Source organism: Exiguobacterium sp. SL-10 (assembly GCF_004337025.1).
Taxonomy (GTDB): domain Bacteria; phylum Bacillota; class Bacilli; order Exiguobacteriales; family Exiguobacteriaceae; genus Exiguobacterium.
On record NZ_SJUP01000011.1, the window covers coordinates 18,693 to 34,732 of the forward strand.

Here is a 16,040-nt window from a genome sequence, read left to right on the forward strand (position 1 = left end):
GGAAATTGATATGCCAGAATTACCAGAAGTGGAGACGGTCTGTCGCCGATTACGGCCGTTCGTCTCAGGAAAAACGATTGCAAATGTCGAAGTGCTCGACGCAAAAATCATTCGGGGCCATGAACCGGAGATTTGGAAACAGCAGTTGCTCGGCGAGATGATTCAAGACGTCGAGCGACGTGGTAAATTTATTTTATTCAAGTTGACGAACGGCTATCTCGTTTCGCATCTGCGGATGGAAGGAAAATTCTTCCCGCATGACGAAATGGTCAGTCCGGTCAAACATACGCATGTCGTCTTCACATTCACGGACGGCACGACGCTTCATTACAATGATGTCAGAAAGTTCGGGACGATGGAACTGAAGACGAATGAAGACTTGTATGTGACGCCGCCATTGTCGCTGCTCGCGCTCGAGCCGTTCGATCCTGAAGTGACAGCGGAAACGCTTCATAGCCGTCTGAAGCGGATGAACGTCCGTGCGATCAAGACGGCGCTACTCGACCAATCGATTTTTGTCGGGCTCGGCAATATTTATGTCGACGAGACGTTATATCGCGCCGGCGTCCATCCGACTCGTCCGGCGGCATCGCTCTCGCTTGACGAGGTGCGTTTAGTGCACCAAGAAGCCGTAGCCGTATTGACAGAAGCCATCGAACGAGGCGGGAGCACGATCCGAAGCTATACGAATCCGGACGGAGCGAGCGGGACGTATCAAGAGACGCTGTACGTATACGGACAAACCGGGGAGCCGTGTAAGCGATGCGGGCGACCGATTGAGAAGATGAAATTAGGCGGACGGGGCACCCATTACTGTCCGCACTGCCAACAGTAAGAGGTGGACATGATGTTGAAGATTGGTTTGACAGGTGGAATTGCGACAGGGAAGTCGACCGTATCCAGACTGTTCCGAAAGCGAGGCATCCCGATCATCGATGCCGACAAGATGGCACGGATCGTCATCGAGCCTGGCGGCAAGGCGTTCGCGGGCGTCCGCGAGGCGTTCCCGCAATGTTTCACGGGCGATGACTTAAACCGCCAGGCGCTCGGTCGTGAAATCTTTCATGATGATGCCAAACGACAGTTGCTCAATCAGCTCATGCACCCGGCCATCCGGGAAGAGATGCTCGAGGAGATGCGAAGCTACGCGGCGGCAGGAGAGACAGTCGTCATGTTCGACATCCCGCTCTTGTTCGAAGGGACGATGCGGGACCTCGTCGACTATACGGTCGTCGTCTATTGCCGGGAAGAGATTCAGTTGATGCGCCTCATGGAGCGCAACGGGTTGACGAAAGAAGAAGCACTCGCTCGGATCCATGCGCAAATGCCGATCGAGGAGAAGAAACAACAGGCTGATTTTTTAATCAACAACAACGGTGCGTTAGGCGACTTGTCGGCCCAAGTGGTCCGCCTCGTCGAACAATTTGAAGACATGAAAAAAGAAGGCGACTGACGACGCCTTCTTTTTTTGTTCAATTGAGTGGATCGGAATCAGGTTTCCCTTTTTTCCACGTATCGAAGATGGCGCGCCCGTCGCTCGGGTGCCCGTTCGAATAATAAATCGGATAGAGCGAGAAGAAGATATAATAAAACGAGAAATAGGCGAACTGATACGTATAAATTGTCGGTTCAATCTCGCGGGTCAAGATGAATCCATTCACAATTAAGATGCTCGCTAAATTGAAAAGCGAGCCGCCCGCATAGACGATACTTCGCGTCAGGCGGTTGCTGTACTTCAAGTCGCTGAATTGACACCAGGCGTCATAGAAGTAGACGCGATTGAATTGAAGGCGTCCGACTTTAAACAATTTTTTTCCAGTTCCAATCTCCATATCAAGCGAACCCCCAAACAGCTTCGCGAAGAAAAAGTGACCGAATTGGTGGATAATCGTCACAATCGGTAAGATGATGAAAAACGAAATGATAAATTTGTCTATATCGGTCCAATCAAACATGTAGTATTAGCTCCTTTCCAAGCTCTACACCAAATTTCCCTCTTTTTCAAATCTGAAACTGTAAAAAAGTGAAAGAAATGTGAAGATTCATAGTGAAAACGCTTCCAATTTTCCGTTATAATGATGTCGTAACGTAGAAAAAGGGGGATTTTACATGGGGACGAAAGTTGCAATCAATGGATTTGGACGAATCGGCAGAATGGTGTTTCGAAAATTGATGCTTGAAGGGCGTCACGACGTGGTCGCCATCAATGCAAGTTATCCGGCAGAGACGCTCGCCCATTTGATTAAGCACGATACGGTCCACGGGCCGTTCGCACTGACGGTGAGGGCGCATGGGGATGCGCTTGAAGTTGATGGTAAACGTGTCATGCTCGTGTCCGAGCGCAATCCGGAGCGTTTGCCATGGGCGGAGCTCGGGGTCGAAATCGTCATCGAGGCGACGGGGAAATTCAATTCTGATATCGGGGCAAAAAAACATTTGACGGCCGGTGCGAAGAAAGTCATTTTAACAGCGCCAGGGAAAGGTGAGCTGCGGACGATTGTCATGGGGGTGAACGATCGTGATTATTTACCGGACCACGATCACGTCATCTCGAACGCTTCGTGTACGACGAACTGTCTCGGTCCGGTCGTCAAAGTACTCGATTCGACGTTCGGGATCGAGACGGGGCTCGTGACAACGGTACATGCGTACACGAATGACCAAAACAATATCGATAATCCGCATAAAGATTTACGGCGTGCCCGTGCTTGTGGTAGTTCCATTATACCGACTTCGACAGGGGCCGCGAAAGCAATCGGGCTCGTCTTGCCGGAACTGCAAGGCAAATTGAACGGGATGGCACTGCGGGTACCGACGCCGAACGTCTCACTCGTCGACCTCGTCGTCGAGTTGCGTCGGGATGTGACGGTCGATGAAGTCAATCAGGCGTTCGAGCGCGCGGCGCACGGGGAGATGACAGGCATCCTCGGCGTCTCGAATGAACCGCTCGTTTCGATTGACTTCAACGGGGATGAGCGTTCGTCAATCATCGATGCTGATTCGACGATGGTGCTCGGGGGCAATCACGTCAAAGTACTCGCCTGGTACGACAACGAATGGGGCTACTCGTGCCGTGTCGTCGACTTGTTGGATATGGTCGCGAGCTACTTGCAAATCGGACAACAAGAAACCCACGTCTAAAAAAATATATTTACTCAAAAATATTTTTGATGAATTCAAACAAATGTCTTGTAACGATGTCCCAAACGCGATACACTCTAACTCGTGAACTTCAATTGGTCTGACAAACGCAACTTAAAGGGTTAGGACCTCTTAGGACTAACTTGCCCCCGTGGTTGTGGGCGATTCAGGCACAAAGTGAGTGATCATCAACTACTTTGAGACCATTGATGTAAAGGGGGATCCACTAATATGGATACTATGGGACGTCACATTATTACAGAACTTTGGGAGTGCAATCCCGACAAATTAAACGATATCGACTACATCGAGCGCTTGTTCGTCGATGCAGCACTTCGTTCGGGCGCTGAAGTCCGCGAAGTCGCTTTCCACAAATTTGCGCCGCACGGTGTAAGTGGAGTCGTCATCATTTCAGAATCACACTTAACGATTCACAGTTTCCCAGAGCATGGCTACGCATCAGTCGATGTGTTCACATGTGGGGACCGAATCGATCCGGCTACAGCCTCGCAGTACATTGCAGAAGGCTTGGAAGCGAAAGTTCGTGAAGATGTGAAACTTGACCGTGGAATGGGACCGATTCGTGTTCCTGAAGCACAAGTTGCAATCAGCAAATAATCAGATTGACCTTTTGAGGCTGGCCGATTTTCGGTCAGCCCTTTTAATTGTTTTGTTAACCGCTTAATTTTGATATGCTTAACCTATATAAATAAGGTGTCGAGGTGGATAATGGGATTATTGGATAAGTTTCAAACACATGTCCAGACGGACGATTCGCATAAAAATGAGGCGTTACGCACACGATACGTGGCAGCATCGCCAAGTGCCGTGCTCACATGGCTCCGCGAACGGATTCAGGCAGAAGGCCAAACAGTTCGCCGTGTCGATCCGGACCGGGGCGAAGTGGCATTTAACGGTACCGGTTGGGATGCATTGGCGACCGTCATTCAAGTGGATGGAGGACGTACAGCCGTCGATTTCACATTGAACCGTGATCAGATGCTCGGACCGGACCTCGGTCAAATCGTCACCACATATTATGAGGCGCTACAATTGAAGTTCCCGCTCCGCGCCATCGGGAATCAATCTGTCGAACGATAAGGAGGGCTGAGCATGCGTTGTCCTAAATGCGATCATAACGGAACGAGAGTGCTCGACTCCCGGCCAGTACAAGATTTCTATTCAATTCGCCGCCGCCGCGAATGCGAGGAGTGCGGCTATCGATTCACTACATTCGAGACGGTTGAACAGACGCCGCTCATCATCGTCAAGAAAGACGGCAATCGTGAAGAGTTTAGCCGAGAGAAAGTGCTTCGTGGAATCATTCGGGCGTGTGAAAAACGCCCGGTCACACTCGAACAACTCGAAGGTGTCGTCACGAAAGTCGAACAGCAGCTACGAGCACTCGGCCAATCGGAGATTCCGAGCGAACAAGTCGGTGAGCTCGTCATGAATGAGCTCGCCCGGGTCGATGAAGTAGCATACGTCCGTTTCGCCTCCGTCTATCGCCAATTCAAAGATATCTCTGTATTCTTTAAAGAACTTGAAGATTTAATGAAGCAAGAAAAATCGACCAACTAAACGGGCGGCCTGCTGGTCGCCTTTTTTCAGGGGAGACCAACCATGGAAAAAGAACGAATCCTGTACGGGACTGACGAACTGTTGATTATGAGCACCGGGCTCATCGATCGCGAGTCGTATCAGTCGTTGTATCATTTATATCAGCCGGTCATCGGAGTCAAGGCGCTCGCGATGTATCAGACGCTTTGGAGCGAGCTGAAGCCCGGGAAGATGAAATCGAACTATATGTCGCATAGCGCGCTCTGTGAGATGCTCGATTACTCAATCAACGAGCTGACAGATTGTCTGTTCCGGCTCGAGGCGATCGGTCTCGTCCGGACGTATAAGACAAAGGACGAGCGATTGACGCAGTACGTGTATCAATTGCGCGTCCCACTCGCGCCCCATACGTTCTTGAATGACGGGCTGTTGTCGAGTTTCCTCTTCTATAAAGTCGGGGAAGTCCGCTTCAAACAGTTGCAGGGACGATTCACGATCGATCCATTGCCAGCCGGGATTATCGAGGTGACGAAAGACTTTAATGAAGTATTTGACGTCAAAGGTGTGAATCATATGGCGTTCACGCAAAAAAATTATGAGAAGCCCGACCGCGCCAAAATTGAAATCAACTATACGTTCGACATGGAAATTGTCAAAAAATTGACGAACTTTCCCGTCGGCTTCTTCACGAAGAAACTCGATGAGACGATCACGAAGCTTGCCTATGTCTCACAAATCGACGAAGAGACGATGGCAGAGATGTTGAAAGAGTATTTCGTCCACGAGGCGTATCTTCCGCTCAGCGAGCAAGAGAAGCGCGACGGTTGCCGCCAGATGGTGTTGCAGTTGAAGAAGAAACAGACACGGCATCGGAAAGTGAAGTCGGATGTGACAGTAAAGGCAGAAATCGGTGACTTGCATGATGTGACGGTCATGGAAGAGGCGCATCCGCATCAGTACGTGTCGACGTTACGGAAGACGCCGCAACTGTCGAAGAGCGACGAGCAACTCATCATCGACCTCGTCGATACGCTCGGGCTCGCGCCTAGCGTCATCAACGCGTTGTTCTATTACTGTATCGAAGTGAAGAAACAGACACGGCTCAGTGAGAACTACGTCATGCGCATCGCGACGAGTTGGAAGACGGCGGGCTATTTGAACGCCAAGGACGCCTTAGAACAAGAAGCGACGCAAGACGCGCTCATCGAGAAGAAACAGCAGAAGCGGGAGAATGTGCAACAGCGGACGACCGTCGGCTCGAGACGCAAAGATAAGACCGAGATGCCGAAATGGCTCGAGGACGAGGCGAAAGAACAGCGCACATACGATCAAAAACGAAAACAAGAGCTCGAGGCATCGGTCCCGGACGATGCGGAACTCGTCAAGCTGTTAAATGAATTGAAAGAGAAAGGATGAGGGACATGGAACGCATCAATCAAACGCTCGCCCAAATGATGAACCGGAAAGAAGTACGGGAAGCGTACGAATCGATTCGCCGGCGCACCCTCGAACATCCAGAAGTCGTCGCCTTTTTAAAGGCACATCCGGAGTTAGACGAGACGGCAATCGAGGCCGGCTTCACGAAGCTCAGCGAATATGCGGAGCAGATGGACGGGAAGAAACTCATCGACGAGCAAGCCGTCATCCCGGGTCATCAACCGATGCTCTATGTCGACCTCGGACAAATCGCCATCCGCTATGAAGAGACGGTCAAGCACCGTCAAGCACGCCGGCAAAAAGAGATGGACCGGAAGTTCAAGAGCCTATTCTTACCGGAAGAGGTCCGTGAGGCGAGCTTTGAATCGTTCGACTGGTCGGATGACGCCCGAAAAATCGCACTCCGTGAATCGATGCGGTTCGTCTCAGGCATGAAGACCCGTCAAAAAGTGAACGGCTTATACCTTCACGGTAGCTTCGGCGTCGGAAAGACGTACTTGCTCGCGGCGATCGCCAATGAGCTGAAAGTGGCGGACATCGAGACGATTCTCGTCCATGCCCCGGGATTCGTCTCGGAAGCGAAACGGAAAATCCGGACCGACTCGTTCGATTCGTTTTTGACGTCATTCCAACACGTGCCGGTGTTATTGATTGATGACATCGGGGCCGAGGCGATCAGTCCATGGGTGCGGGATGAACTGTTCGGGATCATTTTGCAGTATCGCATGATGCATCGCTTGCCGACGCTTTACAGCTCGAACTTTAGCGGAGAAGAGCTCGAGACCCACTTCTCGATCGACGGTTCGCCACAGAACAAAATGAAGGCGCAGCGGCTCATGCAGCGCATCTCGACGACGACGACGCAAATCGAGTTAAAAGGTGAGAATCGACGGCGGTAAAGGGATTGTATTTCTGGAACGAGTTGACTATACTAATAAGCATATAACCGATGCATCGAAGAGGACATGAGACGTCGTAACGGGTTTCAAAGCGAGGGAAGGCTGGTGAGAGCTTCCTAAACACGCCGATCGCCTTACTCCCTCAGAGCACCGTACGGGTCAATCGTGCGGCGATTCACACTCGTTATCGTGTGTTCGAGCCAAGCGGATCGCTTGGGAACGAGGGTGGTACCACGAGAATCAAAGCTCGTCCCTTTCATAGGGATGGGCTTTTTTTATTTTCTTTTAAATGTAGAGAGGGGAAGTTGACACATGATTCAATTGACATTTCCAGATGGGGCCGTCAAAGAGTTTGAGGCCGGGATCACAGCAGAAGAAGTAGCGGGTTCGATCAGTCCGGGACTCCGTAAAAAAGCAATCGCCGCGAAAATCGATGGCGAGATGATCGATTATCGTCGTCCGATTGAACAGGACGGCAAAATCGAGCTCGTTATGCCGGATTCGGAAGACGGCATCGATTTGATGCGCCATTCGTCGGCCCACTTGATGGCCCAAGCCATCAAACGGTTATACGGCGAAGAAGGTAGCATCTACCTTGGGATTGGACCGACGATCGAGAACGGCTTCTATTACGATATCGAGATGGACCGCCGCATCAACGAAGAAGATCTCCCGGAGATTGAGAAGATGATGAAACGAATCGTCGACGAAAACTTGGACATCACTCGTGAGGTCGTGTCACGCGACGAAGCGCTCGAACGCTATAAAGCGCTCGGGGACCCGCTTAAAATCGAATTGATTGAAGACATCCCAGCGAGCGAGACGCTCACGATTTACCATCAAGGCGAATTCTTCGACTTGTGCCGTGGGCCGCATGTCCCGTCGACTTCGAAGTTGAAAGTGTTCAAATTGATGAGCGTGGCCGGTGCATACTGGCGCGGTGACTCAGATAATAAAATGCTTCAGCGCATTTACGGGACGGCGTTCGCGACAAAAGAACAGCTCGCAGAACACTTGCGCTTGTTAGAAGAAGCGAAAGAGCGTGACCACCGCAAGCTCGGGAAAGAACTCGACCTCTTCTTCGTGTCGCAAGAAGTCGGACAAGGTTTGCCGATGTGGCTCCCGAAAGGTGCCTCGATTCGTCGTACGGTCGAACGTTATATCGTCGACAAAGAGCTCGAGCTTGGGTATCAGCACGTCTATACACCGGTCCTCGGTTCGGTCGATCTTTATAAAACATCTGGGCACTGGGATCACTATCAAGACGATATGTTCCCGAAAATGGAGATGGACAACGAAGAACTCGTCCTTCGTCCGATGAACTGCCCGCACCACATGACAATCTATAAACATGAGCCGCGCTCATACCGCGAACTCCCGCTTCGCATCGCTGAGCTCGGCGGTATGCACCGTTACGAGATGTCAGGGGCGCTCACAGGCCTCCAACGCGTCCGTTACATGGTGTTGAACGACGGGCACACGTTCGTCACGCCAGAACAAATGAAACAAGAGTTCAAAGATATCGTCCACTTGATTCAAGAAGTGTACGCCGACTTCGGGATTAAGGATTATCGTTTCCGCTTGTCATACCGTGACCCGGCCGATAAAGAGAAATATTTCGACAACGACGCGATTTGGGAAACAGCCCAGCGTCAGTTGAAAGAGACGATGGATGAACTCGGACTCCCGTATTTCGAAGCGGATGGGGAAGCGGCGTTCTATGGACCGAAGCTTGACGTCCAAGTCCGGACGGCGCTCGGCAAAGAGGAGACGTTGTCGACGGTCCAACTCGACTTCTTGCTTCCTGAGCGGTTCGATTTGACGTACACAGGACCGGACGGCAAAGATCATCGCCCGATTGTCCTTCACCGTGGAGTCGTCTCGACGATGGAACGTTTCGTCGCTTACTTGATCGAAGAGTACAAAGGAGCGTTCCCGACATGGCTCGCCCCGGTTCAAGTCAAATTGATTCCTGTCTCGCACGTTCACGACGAATATGTCGCAGAAGTGAAGGCAGAGCTCGTCAAGCGCGGTGTCCGTGTCGAAACGGACCTCCGTGATGAGAAGCTCGGCTATAAGATCCGAGAAGCACAGATGAAGAAGATTCCGATGACACTCGTCCTCGGTGATAAAGAGCGCGATGAGCGTGCGGTCAACATCCGCCGCTACGGACAGCAAGAACAAGTATCGGCCACACTCGATGCGTTCTTGGCATCCCTCACAGAAGAAATCGCGAACCGTTCACGTTAATCGGTCGACCATCCTTCGCCGGAAGGGTGGTCGTTTTTTTCGGTCTCAAGACGGATGCGGAACGGATGATGGAAACGTAAGGTAGAAGAAAGGAGTGATTCATTTTGAATTATATGAAACCATTAGTGGCGTTGACGATCGGTTCGGTCGTCGCGACAAGCATGATTCCAAAAGTAAACGCAGAAGCCATCGTCGATGATACGATTGTCACACTCGGCGAATCATTATCAGCCAGCCAACGGGATTGGGTGCTCGAACGAGTTGAGGCACCGGCTGGAATTGAACCGATCATCACGACTGCGGCCGATGAAGATAAGTACTTAGGGGATGCCATCCCACAAGCACAGCGCGGCGGGGGTATGTATTCATCAGCCCGCATCAAATTGACTGACGGGACTGGACTCGATATCAAAACGGAAAACGTGACGTGGGTCACCGAAGATATGTATGCGAATGCGCTCGTGACCGCTGGTGTCACCGATGCCGACATATACATCACATCTCCGATTCGTGTCACCGGGACGTCGGCGTTGACGGGCATCATGAAAGCGTACGATCAGACAGCGGAAGAGACAGGCATCCAATTGTCCGAAGAGCGGAAAGACTTGGCGCAGGAAGAACTGGCTGTCACGTCTGAAATCGGGAAGACAGTCGGTCAAGAAGATGTGGCCGGTCTCATGAACGAGATCAAAGCCGAGATTGCGAACAAGGCACCTGAGACGAACATCGAGATTCGCGACATCGTCATCCAAGTGTTGAATCAAAACAACGTCCAATTGTCTGATTCGCAGTTGACGCAATTGACGACGCTGTTCGAGAACATGCAACAAGCGAACCTGGACTGGGGAGCGATCAGCAACGGGCTACAAGGGGCCGGACAAGACGTCCAGGCGTTCCTCGAGACCGAGGAAGTCCAAGGCTTCTTCGCCCGCTTGTTCGAAGCACTCAGCAATTTCTTCAAGTCATTAACGAATTGATCGACGTTGACCACGTGACAAATGGTATTGAAAAAAGGGCGAGCGCCCTTTTTTCAATACCATCGTTTATGGATATAGTCGCGAGCGGACTCATGGTCGTCGACAATCTTCAAGGTGATTCGGTTCATTTCTTCTAATAAGTCCGTCAAAATCGCTTCGAGCTTGGCATCACTCACCTCATGGTGGCGCATCGTCTCTTGAACGATGTGTTTGATTTGGTCGTGATAATCATGGTCGTCTTTCACTTGCTTTCTCCAAGACACGGTCCATCCCTCCTTTTTTATTTTATTCCCTTGGAAAAGGTGTTGCGAAACAGCGAAATGACTGTTATCATCATAAAAGTGTGAGCTACCAATTATTCATGCGCGAATTCTTGACATCTTAATCCTATTGGTGTTAAGATGACATAGTGATTAAATACAACAAAGCAGAAGCGCCCGCTTCTCACCTCGTCCGAACAGATTCGGTCAGGTCCATCATGTACGTGAAGCAGTCGAGCCTTGGTCTCTGCTGTCTCCGAAATGATGTGTGGGCGGGAAACTGCCGACGCTTTTTTTATTGCCATGTTGTCTTATCAATCTAAAACTCGTGCAACCGCACGATGGAGGTGCTAACCATTAGCAAAGAGCTCTTTATCAACGAAAACATTCGTGCCCGTGAAGTTCGCTTAATTGGAGCGGACGGTGCACAACTCGGTGTGCAATCGCGTAATGAAGCATTACGTTTAGCAGAAGAGGCTGAACTCGATCTCGTCTTGGTCGCCGACAAAGCTAACCCACCGGTCGCTAAAATCATGGACTATGGGAAATACCGTTTCGAACTCCAGAAAAAGGAGAAAGAAGCGCGTAAAAACCAAAAGGTCATCCAATTGAAAGAAGTGCGCCTCAGCCCGACAATCGAGGAAAACGATTTCCAAACGAAATTGCGTAACGCTCGCAAATTCCTTGAAAATGGTAACAAAGTGAAAGCGTCGATCCGTTTCCGCGGACGCGCCATCACACACTCGGAAATCGGCCGACGCGTCATGGAAAAATTGGCGGCGGAATGTGCCGACTTGGCAACAGTTGAGCAAAAGCCGAAGATGGAAGGACGCAGCATGTTCTTAGTGCTGGCTCCGAAGAAAGAAGATTAATCATCGAGTCATAGTGGGGAGGAAATACTCATGCCGAAAATGAAATCGCACCGTGGTGCTTCTAAACGTTTCAAACGTACTGCATCAGGTAAACTCAAGCGTTCACACGCTTACACAAGTCACTTGTTTGGTAACAAATCGACTAAAGCGAAACGTAAGCTCCGTAAAGGTGCTATCGTCTCAGCTGGAGACTTCAAACGCATTCGCAACATGATCGCGAAGTAATACAGAAAGAATTTAGGAGGGAAACCATATGCCACGCGTAAAAGGCGGTTATACGACTCGTCAACGTCGTAAAAAGCAAATCAAGCTTGCCAAAGGTTATTTTGGCTCGAAACACATTCTATTTAAAGTAGCAAAACAACAAGTCATGAAGTCACTCATGTACGCTTACCGTGACCGTCGTCAAAAGAAACGTGATTTCCGTCGTCTTTGGATCACACGTATCAATGCGGCAGCACGCACAAACGGTCTTTCATACAGCCGTATGATGCACGGCCTCAAGCTCGCAGGGATCGACATCAACCGTAAGATGCTTGCTGAGCTTGCTGTGACAGATGCACAAGCATTCGCGTCACTTGCTGATACAGCTAAATCAAAATTGAACGCGTAATCGTTCAATCGACAGCGCCGAGACCTTATCTCGGCGCTTTCTTTTTTCTGATAAATTCCTTAGACTTAAGATAAGGAGGACGTCCCATGGATCAATCAGTCTTAGCCATTGTCGCGCTGGCACTCATCGTCTTGAACGTCTACACGTACTTGCAGGCGAAACGCTACACGCTCGGAGAAGGTGATTTCAACGTCTTGTATGCTTATGCCGGCGGTGCCATCGGTGCTTTGTTCGGGCTTCATTTGACGCGTAAAAAGGCGGTTCATGCCCCAAAACGTGTTCAAATACAAGTATTGATTTTGGCAGTCGGCTGGTCTTTAATGATTTTAGTACTGCTTTGAATGGAGAATAGGAGGAGCAACCGGTGAACTGGACAACATTGTTTGATCGGCAACGTGAATTAGATGAGCGGATCAAAGAAGAACATCAACTATCCGGGAACCAATTTGATGAGCGTTTGCTTGCTTTGCTCGTCGAGCTTGGTGAACTCGCCAATGAGACCCGTAGTTTTAAATTTTGGTCAACGAAGGGCCCGTCGCCTCAAGACGTGATCTTAGAAGAGTATGTCGACGGCATTCATTTCTTATTGTCGCTCGGTCTTGCCCTCGGGTATGAACGTGATTCGTTCCCGGCTGGTAGCTCGTATCTTGACGCGACTGACGCTTTTTTAGACGTGTTCCGCAAAGTGACGAACTTTGGTTTGTCGAAGACGGAACCGATGTACGAGACGCTGATGGCGGCTTATCTCGAACTTGGCTATACGCTCGGCATCAATGAAGAGTTGATGGTCATGGCGTATATGGCGAAAAATGAAAAGAACCATGAGCGACAAAATCAAGGTTACTAATCGAAGTGAAGGAGCGATGCCCCATGAACGAATCATTACATATGTTGAAACGCTTGACGGATGCCACAGGTGTCCCTGGAAATGAAGGAGAAGTCCGCTCACTCATGCGTGAGTATTTAGAACCACACGTCGAAACGTTCGAACAAGACGGACTAGGCAGTCTGTTCGGACGAGTGACGGGCAAGGCAGACGGCCCACGTGTCATGATTGCTGGCCATATGGATGAAGTCGGCTTCATGGTGACACGAATCGAAGAAGGTGGCTTCTTACGTTTCCAAGCGCTCGGTGGCTGGTGGAACCAAGTATTGCTCGCGCAACGCATGGACGTCGTCACACGCTCAGGCGAAAAAATCCCTGGTGTCATCGGAGCGAAACCGCCGCACGTGCTTCCGCTCGAGGCGCGCAAGAAACCTGTCGAGATTAAAGATATGTTCCTCGATATTGGTGCGACGTCGAAAGATCAAGTCGCGGAGTGGGGCATTCGCCCGGGCGATACGGTCGTCCCGCACTGTGAATTCACAATCATGAAAAATGAAGATTTCTTGATGGCGAAAGCGTGGGATAACCGAATCGGTTGTGCCATCGCCATCGAAGCGGCAAAACGCTTGAAAGACGATGCCGCACCAGGAGTCGTCTTCACAGGTGCGACAGTTCAAGAGGAAGTCGGGTTACGCGGTGCCGTCACGGCCGCTAACTTGATCAAACCGGACGTCGCCATCGCCGTCGATACAGGTATTCCTGGAGATACACCAGGGATGACACCGGCAGAAGGATTGTCGAAACTCGGGGAAGGCGTTCAAGTCATCTTCTTCGATGCGACGACCATCACGAACCCACGCCTCATCGATTTAATCGTCGAAGTGGCGAAAGAGAACGACATCAAGTACCAATTGGATTTGACGCCGGGCGGCGGAACGGACGCAGGCCGCTTCCATTTGTCTGGAGTCGGGATGCCGGCCGTCGCACTCACGGTACCGGTCCGTTATTTGCATACGAATGTCTCAATCATTCACAAAGCAGATTATGAAGCAGCCGTCGATTTGGTCGTAGCGCTCACGAAACGACTCGACCATGAAACGGTTCAATGGTTGAAAGAGGGATAATATGACGAAAATCACGTCTACGAAAAGTGAGACGATCAAACGCTTAAAGCGATTGATGACGAAAAAAGGCAGACAAGAGTCCGGACAATTTTTAGTCGAAGGCGAGCATTTGGTCGATGAGGCGATTCGCGCCGGACGACTCGTTCAGCTGATTATGGGCGAATCGTATTCTCCGAAAGGTTCGTGGCGTCTCGATGAGATGCCTGTCCTCGAACTATCGGACCATGTGGCCGACCTGTTATCTGAAACGGAGAAGACGCAAGGTGTCTTCGCGGTCGTCAAGATGGCTCCCGTTGAACGGAAGATGAAGCATGTGCTTGTCCTCGACCGGATTCAAGACCCGGGTAACCTTGGAACGATGATTCGCACGGCGGACGCGGCCGGATTTGACACGGTCCTCCTCGGCAAAGGGACGGTCGACCCGTTCAATGCCAAAGTCGTCCGAGCGACACAAGGTTCGCTCTTCCACGTGAACGTACGCGCGGTCGACTTGCTCGAGACGTTGCCGGAATTGAAGAGCGAAGGGTTCCATGTGTATGGAACCGCGCTCGCAAAAGCGACGTCATACGAACAAGTCGATTTTAAGGATAAAGTCGCGCTCGTCATCGGCAACGAGGCCCAAGGCGTCCACAACGACGTGCTCGACCTATGCGACACCCGTGTCCATATCCCGGTTCTCGGCGATGCTGAATCGTTGAACGCAGCTGTCGCGGCCGGCATCCTCATGTATCGGATCGCATTACAATAATCTTGTCAGCCCCGCTGAATCGTGATAGGTTTATAACATCGAACAACATATCGAATAGACGTTGAAAGAGCATAGTACGCGAACTACCGAACGAGTACAGGGAGCATGGGCCGAGACTGCGAGCCGATGCCTTGGTCGGCGCCGAATTCACTCTCGAGTCGTGTTGGAGACAACACCGGGGTAGCATCCCGATACCGATGCTCTCAAGTGGGCCGATTTCGGCCAAGTAGGGTGGTACCGCGATTATTCGTCCCTTCAGTCATCGACTGGAGGGACTTTTTTTGTAGAGGAGGAAATAAGGATGAAAGAACAGTTAGAACAATTACAGCAAGAGGCGCTGCAGGAGATTCAAGCGGCGTCGTCACAAAAAGAGTTGAACGATGTCCGCATCAAATATTTAGGGAAAAAAGGGCCGATGACCGAGGTGCTTCGTGGGATGGGGAAACTGTCTCCTGAAGAACGACCAGTCGTGGGTGAACTCGTCAACACGGTCCGGACGACAATCCAAGACACGTTAGAGGCACGGATCGAGGAAGTGAAGGCAGTCGAGCTCGAAGCGAAGCTCGCGGCTGAGACGATTGATGTCACGCTCCCAGGTCGGACGTCACTGCCAGGTCATACCCACTTGCTCCAACAAATCGTCGATGAGATGGAAGATTTGTTCGTCGGTCTAGGCTATACGATTGCTGAAGGTCCGGAAGTCGAGACAGACCTCTACAATTTTGAGATGCTCAATTTACCGAAAGACCATCCGGCACGTGACATGCAAGACTCGTTCTATATCACAGACGAGACGCTCCTTCGGACACACACGTCGCCGGTTCAGGCGCGGACGATGCTCCAAGCAGACGGTAAGCCGATTCGTATCATCTGCCCGGGGAAAGTGTACCGCCGCGACGAGGATGACGCGACGCACTCGCATCAGTTCATGCAAATCGAAGGCCTCGTCGTCGATGAGCATATCTCGATGGCCGACTTGAAAGGTACGCTCGAAGTGTTCGTTAAACAATTGTTCGGTGAGACGCGCGAAATTCGTCTTCGTCCGAGTTTCTTCCCATTCACGGAACCATCCGTCGAAGTCGATATCTCTTGTTTCAAATGCGGCGGTAAAGGCTGCAACGTTTGTAAAGGGACGGGCTGGATTGAGATTCTCGGAGGCGGGATGGTCCATCCACGTGTTCTTGAGATGGCTGGCTATGATTCGACGAAAATGTCTGGTTTCGCGTTCGGGATTGGTGTCGAACGGATGGCGATGTTAAAACATGGGGTGGATGATATTCGCCACTTCTATACAAACGATCTACGTTTCATCGAGCAATTCTAAGGGGGATCA

20 protein-coding genes are annotated in these 16,040 nt (G+C 50.9%); 18 read left to right on the forward strand and 2 right to left on the reverse strand.

The window, feature by feature from the left end; all coding sequences use genetic code 11:
• Nucleotides 1-10: 10 nt before the first annotated feature.
• Nucleotides 11-835, forward strand: a complete 825-nt coding sequence (gene mutM / locus EVJ33_RS11800; protein ID WP_131437378.1) for a DNA-formamidopyrimidine glycosylase — start codon at nt 11-13, stop codon at nt 833-835.
• A 12-nt stretch (nt 836-847) separates the two neighbouring features.
• Entirely contained in the window at nt 848-1,453 is a 606-nt protein-coding gene (gene coaE / locus EVJ33_RS11805; protein ID WP_131437380.1) for a dephospho-CoA kinase, read from the forward strand.
• 19 nt (nt 1,454-1,472) lie between these two features.
• Here coaE and EVJ33_RS11810 read toward each other — a convergent pair whose 3' ends face one another.
• A complete protein-coding gene (locus tag EVJ33_RS11810; RefSeq protein ID WP_131437382.1) occupies nt 1,473-1,955 on the reverse strand; it encodes a site-2 protease family protein in 483 nt (160 codons plus the stop codon).
• A 154-nt stretch (nt 1,956-2,109) separates the two neighbouring features.
• Here EVJ33_RS11810 and EVJ33_RS11815 point away from each other — a divergent pair, with 154 nt between their 5' ends.
• The 8 genes from EVJ33_RS11815 to EVJ33_RS11850 all read left to right on the forward strand — a co-directional run bounded on the left by EVJ33_RS11815 (nt 2,110) and on the right by EVJ33_RS11850 (nt 10,264).
• Nucleotides 2,110-3,141 carry a glyceraldehyde-3-phosphate dehydrogenase gene (locus tag EVJ33_RS11815; protein WP_131437384.1) on the forward strand — a complete coding sequence of 344 codons (1,032 nt, stop codon included), beginning with the start codon at nt 2,110-2,112 and terminating at the stop codon, nt 3,139-3,141.
• 231 nt (nt 3,142-3,372) lie between these two features.
• Nucleotides 3,373-3,759: an adenosylmethionine decarboxylase gene (gene speD, locus EVJ33_RS11820; RefSeq protein ID WP_029595188.1), complete on the forward strand. Its 387-nt coding sequence runs from the start codon at nt 3,373-3,375 to the stop codon at nt 3,757-3,759.
• A 111-nt stretch (nt 3,760-3,870) separates the two neighbouring features.
• Complete coding sequence (locus tag EVJ33_RS11825; protein WP_131437386.1) at nt 3,871-4,242, forward strand: hypothetical protein; 372 nt, start codon at nt 3,871-3,873, stop codon at nt 4,240-4,242.
• A 12-nt stretch (nt 4,243-4,254) separates the two neighbouring features.
• A complete protein-coding gene (gene nrdR / locus EVJ33_RS11830; RefSeq protein WP_021065634.1) occupies nt 4,255-4,722 on the forward strand; it encodes a transcriptional regulator NrdR in 468 nt (155 codons plus the stop codon).
• A 42-nt stretch (nt 4,723-4,764) separates the two neighbouring features.
• Nucleotides 4,765-6,117 (forward strand): DnaD domain protein, encoded by a 1,353-nt coding sequence (locus tag EVJ33_RS11835; RefSeq protein ID WP_131437388.1) that lies wholly within the window; start codon nt 4,765-4,767, stop codon nt 6,115-6,117.
• 5 nt (nt 6,118-6,122) lie between these two features.
• Nucleotides 6,123-7,037 carry a primosomal protein DnaI gene (dnaI, locus tag EVJ33_RS11840; RefSeq protein WP_131437390.1) on the forward strand — a complete coding sequence of 305 codons (915 nt, stop codon included), beginning with the start codon at nt 6,123-6,125 and terminating at the stop codon, nt 7,035-7,037.
• Between the two features lie 312 nt (nt 7,038-7,349).
• Complete coding sequence (gene thrS, locus EVJ33_RS11845) at nt 7,350-9,287, forward strand: threonine--tRNA ligase (protein ID WP_131437392.1); 1,938 nt, start codon at nt 7,350-7,352, stop codon at nt 9,285-9,287.
• A gap of 113 nt (nt 9,288-9,400) precedes the next feature.
• Nucleotides 9,401-10,264: a DUF1002 domain-containing protein gene (locus EVJ33_RS11850; RefSeq protein ID WP_131437493.1), complete on the forward strand. Its 864-nt coding sequence runs from the start codon at nt 9,401-9,403 to the stop codon at nt 10,262-10,264.
• Nucleotides 10,265-10,317: 53 nt separating this feature from the next.
• On the opposite strand, the gene EVJ33_RS11855 is transcribed toward EVJ33_RS11850, so the two are convergent.
• Nucleotides 10,318-10,527, reverse strand: coding sequence for a hypothetical protein (locus EVJ33_RS11855; protein WP_021065639.1), 210 nt, complete (start codon nt 10,525-10,527; stop codon nt 10,318-10,320).
• A gap of 338 nt (nt 10,528-10,865) precedes the next feature.
• On the opposite strand from EVJ33_RS11855, the gene infC reads away from it, so the two are divergent.
• The 8 genes from infC to pheS all read left to right on the forward strand — a co-directional run bounded on the left by infC (nt 10,866) and on the right by pheS (nt 16,031).
• Nucleotides 10,866-11,396 (forward strand): translation initiation factor IF-3, encoded by a 531-nt coding sequence (gene infC / locus EVJ33_RS11860; protein WP_021065640.1) that lies wholly within the window; start codon nt 10,866-10,868, stop codon nt 11,394-11,396.
• Between the two features lie 30 nt (nt 11,397-11,426).
• Complete coding sequence (gene rpmI, locus EVJ33_RS11865) at nt 11,427-11,621, forward strand: 50S ribosomal protein L35 (protein WP_021065641.1); 195 nt, start codon at nt 11,427-11,429, stop codon at nt 11,619-11,621.
• A 28-nt stretch (nt 11,622-11,649) separates the two neighbouring features.
• On the forward strand, nt 11,650-12,009 hold the full coding sequence (gene rplT, locus EVJ33_RS11870; protein WP_021065642.1) for a 50S ribosomal protein L20: 360 nt from the start codon (nt 11,650-11,652) through the stop codon (nt 12,007-12,009).
• A gap of 86 nt (nt 12,010-12,095) precedes the next feature.
• Nucleotides 12,096-12,350, forward strand: coding sequence for a hypothetical protein (locus tag EVJ33_RS11875; protein ID WP_034778195.1), 255 nt, complete (start codon nt 12,096-12,098; stop codon nt 12,348-12,350).
• A 23-nt stretch (nt 12,351-12,373) separates the two neighbouring features.
• Nucleotides 12,374-12,856 (forward strand): dUTP diphosphatase, encoded by a 483-nt coding sequence (locus EVJ33_RS11880; RefSeq protein ID WP_029595195.1) that lies wholly within the window; start codon nt 12,374-12,376, stop codon nt 12,854-12,856.
• A 23-nt stretch (nt 12,857-12,879) separates the two neighbouring features.
• Nucleotides 12,880-13,959: a M42 family metallopeptidase gene (locus EVJ33_RS11885; protein WP_131437394.1), complete on the forward strand. Its 1,080-nt coding sequence runs from the start codon at nt 12,880-12,882 to the stop codon at nt 13,957-13,959.
• Between the two features lies 1 nt (nt 13,960).
• Nucleotides 13,961-14,707 carry a TrmH family RNA methyltransferase gene (locus EVJ33_RS11890; RefSeq protein WP_131437396.1) on the forward strand — a complete coding sequence of 249 codons (747 nt, stop codon included), beginning with the start codon at nt 13,961-13,963 and terminating at the stop codon, nt 14,705-14,707.
• A gap of 301 nt (nt 14,708-15,008) precedes the next feature.
• On the forward strand, nt 15,009-16,031 hold the full coding sequence (gene pheS, locus EVJ33_RS11895) for a phenylalanine--tRNA ligase subunit alpha (protein ID WP_131437398.1): 1,023 nt from the start codon (nt 15,009-15,011) through the stop codon (nt 16,029-16,031).
• The last annotated feature ends 9 nt before the right edge of the window (nt 16,032-16,040 follow it).